8 protein-coding genes and 1 tRNA gene are annotated in these 9,335 nt (G+C 75.2%); 1 reads left to right on the top strand and 8 read right to left on the bottom strand.

Annotation, left to right across the window (positions count from 1 at the left end):
* Window positions 1-393: SDR family NAD(P)-dependent oxidoreductase (locus tag FOE67_RS08435; protein ID WP_182662082.1), on the bottom strand; the 393-nt coding region annotated here is incomplete at its 3' end.
* A 121-nt stretch (window positions 394-514) separates the two neighbouring features.
* Window positions 515-2,380 (bottom strand): hypothetical protein, encoded by a 1,866-nt coding sequence (locus FOE67_RS30010; protein WP_182662080.1) that lies wholly within the window; start codon window positions 2,378-2,380, stop codon window positions 515-517.
* A 354-nt stretch (window positions 2,381-2,734) separates the two neighbouring features.
* Between FOE67_RS30010 and FOE67_RS08425 the strand changes: the two genes are divergently transcribed.
* On the top strand, window positions 2,735-4,786 hold the full coding sequence (locus FOE67_RS08425) for a HelD family protein (protein WP_323384493.1): 2,052 nt from the start codon (window positions 2,735-2,737) through the stop codon (window positions 4,784-4,786).
* Window positions 4,787-4,934: 148 nt separating this feature from the next.
* Here FOE67_RS08425 and FOE67_RS08420 read toward each other — a convergent pair.
* The 6 genes from FOE67_RS08420 to FOE67_RS08395 all read right to left on the bottom strand — a co-directional run.
* Window positions 4,935-5,008: transfer RNA gene (locus tag FOE67_RS08420), tRNA-Ala, on the bottom strand.
* Between the two features lie 107 nt (window positions 5,009-5,115).
* A complete protein-coding gene (gene sepX, locus FOE67_RS08415) occupies window positions 5,116-6,279 on the bottom strand; it encodes a divisome protein SepX/GlpR (protein ID WP_194444065.1) in 1,164 nt (387 codons plus the stop codon).
* Window positions 6,280-6,375: 96 nt separating this feature from the next.
* Window positions 6,376-7,116 (bottom strand): GNAT family N-acetyltransferase, encoded by a 741-nt coding sequence (locus FOE67_RS08410; RefSeq protein WP_182662078.1) that lies wholly within the window; start codon window positions 7,114-7,116, stop codon window positions 6,376-6,378.
* Entirely contained in the window at window positions 7,113-7,739 is a 627-nt protein-coding gene (locus tag FOE67_RS08405) for a MogA/MoaB family molybdenum cofactor biosynthesis protein (protein WP_182662076.1), read from the bottom strand. The genes FOE67_RS08410 and FOE67_RS08405 overlap by 4 nt, the downstream gene beginning before the upstream one ends.
* Window positions 7,736-8,227, bottom strand: a complete 492-nt coding sequence (gene moaC, locus FOE67_RS08400) for a cyclic pyranopterin monophosphate synthase MoaC (protein WP_182662074.1) — start codon at window positions 8,225-8,227, stop codon at window positions 7,736-7,738. The genes FOE67_RS08405 and moaC overlap by 4 nt, the downstream gene beginning before the upstream one ends.
* 85 nt (window positions 8,228-8,312) lie before the next feature.
* A partial coding sequence (locus FOE67_RS08395; protein ID WP_182662071.1) for a molybdopterin molybdotransferase MoeA occupies window positions 8,313-9,335 on the bottom strand: 1,023 nt, incomplete at its 5' end.

Below are 9,335 nucleotides of genomic sequence, written 5' to 3'. Positions count from 1 at the left end.
GTGTATAAGAGACAGGGCCATGATCCCGGCGCCGTTGATCACGGCGTCCACGCGACGGCCGGACTCCACGAACGCCTCGGCGAACGCCGTCACGTCGTCGAGGTCGGCGAGGTCCATCGCCGCCACCTCCACGCTCCCGCCGGCCCCCCGGTCGCCGAGACCGGTCACCGCCTCCCGGGCCTCCGCCGGGCGGCGGGCGGGCACCACCACACGCATCCCGGCGTCCGCCAGGGCCCGCGTGGTCTCCAGGCCGATGCCCGAGTAGCCGCCGGTGACGATCGCGGTCCGGCCGACCACGTCGATGCCGCGCAGCACCTCCTCGGCCGTGCTGCGCATCCCGAAGCCCGAGCCGATCGGCTCCTGCCGCCGAACGGTTCCGGCGCTTCCCCTCATGTCCGATGTTCCGGGTGTTGTCGTCATGCCATCAGACGGTAGGACCCGGAGCGCGCTCCACCACAAGACACGCCGGCGGGGCCCGGCACATCGCCGCCCGGATCCCACCGCGCGGGGACGCTCACCCCCACATCGCGCTCACCACGCCCACCACCGTGCCGAGGAGCACGAGGAGCGGCCCCATCGGCATCCCCCCGGGCCCGCCCTCCACCTCCCGCGCGGGCCGCAGTTCGGGCAGGATCCACATCGCCACCACCGCCCGGCTCCGCGCCCGCACGGCGGGGACCCGGCGCCGCACCAGTTCCTCCAACGCCCCACCGACCGGCAGGAAATCCGCCCGGCCCGTGGAGTCGACGACCCGGAGCGTGTCGGCGTTCCGGTGATGGACCATCCGGATGTCCTCCCACGGGATCCGGGTCGTGCGCCACAGCCGGGTCACCCACAGCCCCCGGCGGTCGACGGTCACCCGCCACAGGGAGGCGGAGGCGAAGAACAGCGACGCCATCGCGAACAGCGGGAGAGCCGAACCCCACTCCACGGCCGCCGAGAGCGCGCTCCCCACGAGGTGTCCCCCGAGCGCCACCAGGGCGAACGCCATCACCCGACGCGCGGGCGAGGGGTGGACCACCAGCGGCTCCCCCGCGAGCCGTTCCGCCGTCTCCTCCCCCACGCGGCGGGCGAGGGCATCGCGTCGCCCGCGCTTCACCGCACGGCCACGGTCCGGGGGATCCGGGAACCGCGACCGCGCCCGCACCGGGGTGATCCCGCACTCCACCAACCCGTCGGATTCCCCCTCGGGCCCGGTCACCAGCACCGCCTCCGCGCCGTCCGCGACCGCGCCGTACAGCGTCGCATCCACCACCCGGGAGGTGTCCCCGGCCTGCTCCGCCGCCCGTGCGAGGACCTCCCGGAAGCCCGGGTCATCCGGATCCTCGGGGTGCCCGTCCGCCCCCGGCACATCCCGGGCGGTGGGCGGCAGCGTCACCCACGACAGCGCGGGTCGCCGTCGGCCCCGGGGGGCGTCGACCGCGAACACCCGGGTGCGGATCCGGGGGCCGGGGTTCGTCGCGCGCACCCGCAGGACCGGAACCGGATCCGCCACCAGCCGGCGCCACCGGGCCCGCGCGGCGAGGCCGCTCACCAACAGGGTTGTTCCCGGCAGGCCGAACAGCAGCATCAGCGCCTGCCACCCGAAGGCGTCGTAGGGCTCGGCGGCCAATCGGACCCGGTCCCCGTCCACGAACACCACCGTGGAACGGCCCGGCTCGTAACTCCCCGGGAAGAGCGTGTCCACGACCCCGGTGTCCCCGCCGGGGAGCCGCACGGTGATCGAGTCCTCGCCCCGGTCGACCACCACCACCGTGAGCCGCTCGGCCCGGGCGTCCCGTTCGTTCTCCCGGGCCTCGGTCGTCAGGCCCTGCCACAGGCACAGGCCCGTGACGGCCAACAGGGCCCCGGCCACCGCCAGGGTTGTCCTGCCGCGCGGGAACGCCCGGGCGGAGGCGGGCACCGGACGGCGTTCCGGCCCCGCCGCGCGCTCGATCAGCTCCCGCTGCCGCCTCCGGGCGGCCAGCCGCTCCCACAGCGCGACGCCGGTGAACACCGCGGCCGCCGTGAACCCCAACCGGGCGGAGACCGGGGTGGTCGCCGGGGCGGAGGGAGAGATGAGTTGGAGCACGGTGAACGGGGCGAGCGGGATCAGGGCGAGCCCCGGCCTGCGCCACACCCAGTACACGCCCAGCAGCGCCGTGCAGGCCAGGAACATCCCCCACCAGTCGGCGCCGCAGGGGTCCGCGGGGGTGCAGACGGGATCGGGTGTCTCCAGGATCGCCCACAGCCCCGTACCGATCAGGGCGAGGCAGGACCACAGCGGATGGGCCCACGGTGCGGGGCCGGCGGCGACCCACCGCTCGGCATCCTCGGTGCGCCAGGGACGCACCCCGGTGGGTATGCGCTCCGCCGGTGGCGGGGGGAAGGGTTCGCTCACCGCCGCATTATGACGGTGTCCCGGCGCACGGCGCCGCCCCGTGGCCGGGGACCGTACGGAACCGGCCGTGCCCCCGTCCCCGGCCGGCTCCGTCCCCGGCCGGCCGTTCCGGGAGGAGGGTGGGACACCCCGGGCCGCGGGGCACGCGCCCCGGAATGTCGTACGGTGTACGGTACGGGTCACGGTGAAAGGTGTGGGATGAAGCGGAGCATCACGACGGAGAACCCGGGGCGCCGGGGAAACCGGGCGAACCCCCGACCGGCGGACAACGGGGGAGACGGCGCCCCCGCGACCGCCCCGTCCGCCGGAGCCCCCTCCCGGAACCGGGCGACGGGATCCGACCCCGAACGCCGGGTGGCGGCGGAACGCGCGGCGGTCGACGCGATGTACCACCGGCTGGACCGAGAGCTCGCACACGCACTCCGGGACCGCGAGCGGGCCCTGGCGACCCGACCCGAAAACCCCGGCGAGCGGTACGCCCGCGACCTGGAGGTCGATCGCCTCAACCGGATCGTCGGGGAACTGCGGGCGGCCGAACGCGCGCTGTGCTTCGGCCGCGTCGACACCACCTCCGGCACCTCGCTGCACATCGGCCGCCTCGCGCTGCGCGACGAGGACGGCGAACTGCTGCTCATCGACTGGCGCGCCGACGCCGCCCGCCCCTTCTACGCCGCCACCGCCGCGTCCCCACTGGGGCTGCGACGACGCCGACACCTGCGTCTGGAGGGCCGCACCGTCGTGGGCGTCAGCGACGAACTGCTCGACGGCTCCCCGCCCACCGAGGAGGACGTGGTCGGCGACGGCCCCCTGGCCGAGGCGCTGGGGCGGGCCCGCACGGGACGGATGCGCGAGGCGGTCGCCACGCTCCGGACCGAACAGGACGCCATCGTCCGCTCCCCCTCCCGCGGCGTGACGGTCGTGCAGGGCGGACCGGGCACCGGCAAGACGATCGTCGCCCTCCACCGGGCGGCCTACGTGCTGTACGCCTTTCCGCGGGTCGCCGAGCGGGGAGTGCTCGTGTACGGGCCGAACCACCGCTTCCTCGACTACATCGGCGACGTCCTGCCCTCCCTCGGCGAGAACGACGTGCGACTCGCCACGGCCGCCGACCTCGTCGGGGTGACCCCGACCGCCACCGACCCGGCCGCCGTCGCCGCGGCGAAGGGCCGCGCCGAACTCGCCGAGGCCCTGGCACGGTGGGTGGGGACCCGTCGGCCGCACGGCGTGCCGCTGACCGTGACCATCGGGAACGACACCATGACCCTGGCCGGCCCCGTGGTGGACGGCGCCCGCCGGACCGCCCTGCGGGACGCGTCCGCCCACAACCCCGCCCGGGAACGCTTCACGGAGGAGATCGTCGACGAACTGGTCGACCTGATGGAGGAGCGCGCGGCCGCCACCCTCGACACCATCGACGCGGAGGTCGCGCAGGTCCTGGGAATCGACCCCGACCGGGCCACCGCCGCCGACCTGCGCCGACTCGGTGTGGAGACCCCGGACACCGCCGGGGGACAGCCGGAGTTCGACCGGGAGACGATCCGGGAATCACTGATCGACGACCCGGGCATCGACGCCCTGGTCGAGCGGGTCTGGCCGCGCCTGGAGCCCGCCGCCGCCCTCCGGGAGTTCCTCGCCGACGGGGCCGCGCTCGCCTCCCTGCTGCCCTCGTGGACACCCGGGGAGAGGGCCCTCCTCGCCGGGGGCGCGAACACCGGCGCCGGCGCCGCGGACCTCGCGCTCCTCGACGAGGCCCGCCACCTGATCGACGGCCCCCCGGAGCACCTCTTCGGGCACATCGTGGTGGACGAGGCCCAGGAACTCACGGGCATGGAGTGGCGGATGCTGATGCGCCGCTGCCCGTCCCGGTCGATGACGATCGTCGGCGACTTCGCGCAGGCGGGATCGCCCACCGGCCTCCACCGGTGGGAGGCGGCGCTCTCCCCCTTCGTCGGCGACCGGTTCGAGACGCACACCCTCACCGTCAACTACCGCACCACCGCCGAGATCCTCCGGGCCTCGGCACCGCTCCTCGCGGAGGTGGCCCCGGAACAGCGGCCCTCCCGGTCGATCCGACACGGCGCGGTTCCGCGCACGATCGGGACCACGGGGGCGGAGGCGGCCGGGCTGGTGAAGCGGCTCGTCGAGGAGGACCGGCGGGCGCACCCGGGGGAACTCGTCGGTGTCATCTGCCCGCGGGACCGCGTCCGCGACCTCGCGGCCGTCCCACGGGAGCGGGAACAGGTGGTGCTCGTACCGGCCGACGAGTCACGGGGGCTGGAGTTCGACGCCGTCGTGCTCGTCGATCCCGCCGGCATCCGCGCCGCCCGCCCCGCCGGCGTCCGCGACCTCTACGTGGCGATGACCCGCGCCACCAAACGCCTCACGGTGGTCGACCCCGCCGGTTGAGCCGACCGGGTCGCCCCGGCGCCCGAGGCGCGGGGAGGCGGCGCCGATCCGATCCCGCGGGGCGGAAACGCGGAATCCCGCCCGATCGAGATGATCGGGCGGGATTCCGGACGCCGCTCGCCCCTGGTATCGGGAACGGCTTTTCACGTGGACCTGAGGGGATTTGAACCCCTGACCCCCTCGTTGCGAACGAGATGCGCTACCAGGCTGCGCTACAGGCCCCTGCGAACGAGGAAGACTTTAGCACCCGGGAGGCGCCCGGCCGAAATCGACGGCGCGGGGGCGGACCGGGGGCGCCGGGACCGCCCCCGCCGGTTGCCCGCCCCCGATCACTCGCCGGCGGCGCGGGGGCGATCCGGGTCGGCGAACTGGTCGAACAGGGGGGTGCGTTGCGGACCGCGTGCGGCCGGCGGCCGACGGCGGGGCGCACGGTCCTCCCGGGGGTCGGGGTCCCCGTGTTCCCCGGAGCGATCGCGCTCCGCCGTACGGGCCTCGACGGCGGCGGAGGGGGCCGCGCTCCAGAGGTCCGGTGCGTCCAGGTCGGCGCCGGGGTGACGACCGTCCCGGGGCGCCACGGGGGCGTTGAGGTAGGTGGGCAACGGCACCGGGGCCGGATCCCAGCGCTCGGCCTCGTCGCACGGCTCCGAGGTGTGTCGTTGACGGTCCAGCCACTCGGCGTGATCGGTCTGTTCCACGATCGCCCGGTGACGTTCGGCGGACCGGGGCGCGGAGGGGGAGCGCTGCTCGCGGGGCGCCCCGCGGCGCCGTTCCCGCTCCGGCTCCCGGCGGGCCGGGGCTTCCTCGGCGGCCCCGGCGGCGGCGATGATCTCGGCCTGGCGCTCGCGCAGGGCGCGCGCGGCCTCCTCGGCCCGGGCGCGGTCGAGGGTGACGCTCTGCCGGCGGCGTTCCTGGGCGCGGATGCGGCGCAGGTAGGCGATGAGCAGCACGGCGGGCACCGCGGGGACCCAGATCCAGGCGCGGCCGGCGGCCGCGGTGACCACACCGCCGAGTGCGAAGCAGGTCAGCAGCACCATGGTGGTGCGACGGCGGCGGGCCAGCACCCGGGCCCGGGCGACCCGGGCCGGGAGCGAAACGGCGGAGGGGTCGTCCTCGGCCGGTGGGCGCTCCGCGGTCCCACCCGCGGCGCCGGGGCCGACGGCGTGGACGGTGGTGATCGGATCGGCGTAGGCGCGCAGGTCGGTGGCGCGGAGCTCGGTCTCCCCGGCCGACGGTTCGACGGGGGCGTCCCCGGCCCGCGGCTCGGAGGGCTCGGCCCCCGGTTCCGGCGGCCGCTTGCGGCGGCCGGTCAGGGAGCGGCCGGACAGCAACCGGATGGCCGTGCTGAAACGCTCCGTCGGGCGGGAGTCGTTCAGCTCGTCGTGCCGGCGGAGCCACATCGGCACGAGATACGCGGCCCAGGCGCCGACGATCATTGCGAAGATGAGCCCACTGCTGTTCACGCTGCCACCGTAGAGGGAGGGGCGCGACTCCATCTGCCAAATGGATCGGTGTGTTGCCCGATTGGCTTCTCCATCCGGTCATTTCCTCGGATTGTTATGAAGCCGTACCGGGTAAATCGAAAATCTGTACTATTTCTGGGGTGCGGGAAAGCCGAACCCCGGTTTGCCGGCCTCCTCCGCCGGTGGGGGAACGACCCATTCGACCGACCGCGTCCCCTCCTCCCCGGCGCCGCCCGCCCCGCCGCTCTCACGGTCGCGGGCTCCCGCACGCCGTCCCCGCCACTCCTCCACCAGGCTCTCCGGGGCCTCCTCCGAGGTCAACGCGAAGATCAGGTGATCGCGCCAGTCGCCGTCGATGTGCAGGTACCGGGGACGCAGCCCCTCCTCGCGGTACCCGAGCTTCTCCACCACCCGCCGACTCGGCCCGTTCTCCGGCCGGATGCAGATCTCCAGACGGTGCAGACCCACCGTGCGGAAGCAGAAATCGGTGACCAGCGCCACGGCGGTGGGCATCACCCCGCGCCCGGCGACCTCCCGATCGATCCAGTAACCGATGTGCGCCGAACACATCGACCCCCAGGCCACCCCGGCCACCGTCAACTGGCCGACCAGACGCCCCCGGTACTCCACGACGAAGGGGAACATCCGCCCCGCGTGCGCCTCCGACCGCAGATGACGGACCATCTGCCGGAAGGTCGGCCGACGGGGCGCCAGATGGCCGGGCGGGGGTGGCGGAACCGTCGCCTCCCAGGGCCTGAGCCACTCGCGGTTGCGGTGGTTGACCTCGCGCCAGCTCCGGTGGTCGCGTTGTCGTATCGGACGGAGGACGACATCGCCGTCCACCAGTTCGACCGGCCAGTGGTGATTCATCGCGGGTCCCCGTGGTCCGTCGTCCGGCCGGGATGGTCGGACTCCCCGCCCGTTCCCGACGCGGGCGCCGCCGGTCGGGGATGGTCCCCGCCCCCGATCTGGTCGACGGCGTGCCGCAGGAGGGGCTCGAGAACGGCCAGCCCGTCCCGCACCCCTCCCGTGGAACCGGGCAGGTTCACGATCAGGGTACTCCCGGCGATTCCGGCGAGCCCGCGCGAGAGTGCCGCGGTCGGGACCTTCGGGGCGCCGGCGGCCCGGATCGCCTCCGCGATGCCCGGCACCTCGCGGTCGATGACCGCCCTCGTCGCCTCCGGGGTGCGGTCGGTGGGGGTCAGCCCGGTGCCGCCGGTGGTGAGGACGACGGCGTACCCGGCCTCGACCGCCGCGCGGAGCGCCGCCTCCACCGGCTCGCCGTCCGGCACCACCTGCGGACCCTCCACGGCGAAGCCGAGACGCTCCAGTGCCGCCACGATGATCGGACCGCCGGTGTCGGCGTAGACGCCGGCGGCGGCGCGGTTGGAGGCGGTGACGGCGAGGGCGCGCGGGGGCGCGGCCGGGTGTGCGGCCTCGGTGTGGGCGCCGGGGGCGGGATCCGTCGGTCGGGGCGTCTCCCGCCGACTCATCGGGGCCGTCCCCAGTCCCCGGAGGCCCCTCCGGTCTTCTCCTCCACCCGCACGTCGGCGATCACGGCGGCCTTGTCCACGGCCTTGACCATGTCCACGACGGTGAGGGCCGCGGTGGTCACGGCGGTCAACGCCTCCATCTCCACCCCCGTGCGCCCGGTGGTGCGGACGGTGGCGGTGATCTCCACCGCCTCGTCGGCCACCGTCAGCTCCACACTCGCCCCGGAGATGTCCAGCGGGTGGCACAGCGGGATGAGGTCGGGGGTCCGCTTGGCCCCCATGATCCCCGCGATCCGGGCGACGGCCAGCACGTCGCCCTTGGGGAGACCGACGCCCCGCAACAGCTCCACCACACGCGGGGAGACCAGGACCCGGCCGGTGGCCCGCGCGGTGCGGACCGTCATCTCCTTGGCCGAGACATCGACCATCCGGGCGGCTCCCGTCTCGTCCAGGTGGGTGAGGCCGCCGGGGGAATGCGCACTGCTCATGAGGCGCAACGGTACCGCCTGGCCGGGCTCCCCCCGACGACGGCGCCCCGGGCGGACGGGGCGGGCCGCGGCGGAACGGACCCGCTCAGGGGTCGCGGTCCAGCAGGACGACCTCCACCGGGGTGCCCGGCGCCACCTCGGTGACCTCTTCCGGGACGACGATCAGACAGTCGGCACGGGCCAGCGCGGCCACCAGGTGGGAACCGGCTCCCCCGACCGGGCGCACCGCGAGCCCCTCCCCGACCCCTCCCGAGCCGACGCCGGTCCCTCCCGAGCTGTGGGAGCCGTCGGGGCCGTCGGAGCCTTCGGTGTCCCGTCCCGGATCGACGAGCCGGCCGCGCAGGAACTGCCGCTTGCCCTCCGGGGAGGTCAGAATCCGGTCGGCGGCGAGCACGGCCCCGACCCGGGGGCGGTGGAGGTCGGGACGACCGGCCAGCGCCCGCAGCGCCGGGCGGACGAACAACTCGAAGGAGACGTGGGCGCTCACCGGATTCCCCGGCAGCGCCAGCAGCGGCACCCGCTCCCCCGCCGCGCCCACCAGCACCCCGAACCCCTGGGGCTTCCCCGGCTGCATGGCCAACCGGTGGAACTCCACCGAGCCGGCCGGCGCCTCCGGTCCGCTCAGCGCGGCCTTCACCACGTCGTAGGCACCGACGCTGACCCCGCCGGTGGTGACGATCAGATCGGCGCGGCCCGGCTGCTCGGTGAGGACCGCGCGCAGTTCGGCCGGGTCGTCGACGACGGCCGCGACCCGGTAGGGCTGCCCGCCGGCATCGCGGGCGGCGGCGGCCAGGGCGAACCCGTTGCTGTCGTGGATCCGCCCGGGACCGGTCGGCCGACCGGGCTGCACCAGTTCGCTGCCGGTGGAGATCACCGCCACCCGGGGGCGCGGGCGCACGGACACCGAGGCCCGGCCGATGGCGGCGAGCAGGCCGATCCGGGGCGGGGTGAGCAGGGTGCCTGCGGCCAGGGCGAGGGCGCCGGCGGGGATGTCGTCACCGCGCCGTCGCACGTGCTGCCCCGGCGCCACGGATCGGTACACGCGCACCTCGCCGCCGACGACCCGCCCCCCTCCGGCCATCGTCTCCTGTCTCTTGTACACATCTGA

The organism is Streptomyces calidiresistens, from assembly GCF_014141525.1.
Taxonomy (GTDB): domain Bacteria; phylum Actinomycetota; class Actinomycetes; order Streptomycetales; family Streptomycetaceae; genus Streptomyces; species Streptomyces calidiresistens.
Note: the sequence above shows the minus strand (reverse complement) of the source record. Positions and strands in the feature narration are given on the sequence as shown.

Excerpts from the sequence above, each read along its gene's own strand:
- FOE67_RS08410 (WP_182662078.1), bottom strand. The coding sequence starts at position 7,116 with ATGAATCACCACTGGCCGGTCGAACTGGTGGACGGCGATGTCGTCCTC.
- moaC (WP_182662074.1), bottom strand. The coding sequence starts at position 8,227 with ATGAGCAGTGCGCATTCCCCCGGCGGCCTCACCCACCTGGACGAGACG.
- sepX (WP_194444065.1), bottom strand. The coding sequence starts at position 6,279 with ATGGAGTCGCGCCCCTCCCTCTACGGTGGCAGCGTGAACAGCAGTGGG.
- FOE67_RS08405 (WP_182662076.1), bottom strand. The coding sequence starts at position 7,739 with ATGAGTCGGCGGGAGACGCCCCGACCGACGGATCCCGCCCCCGGCGCC.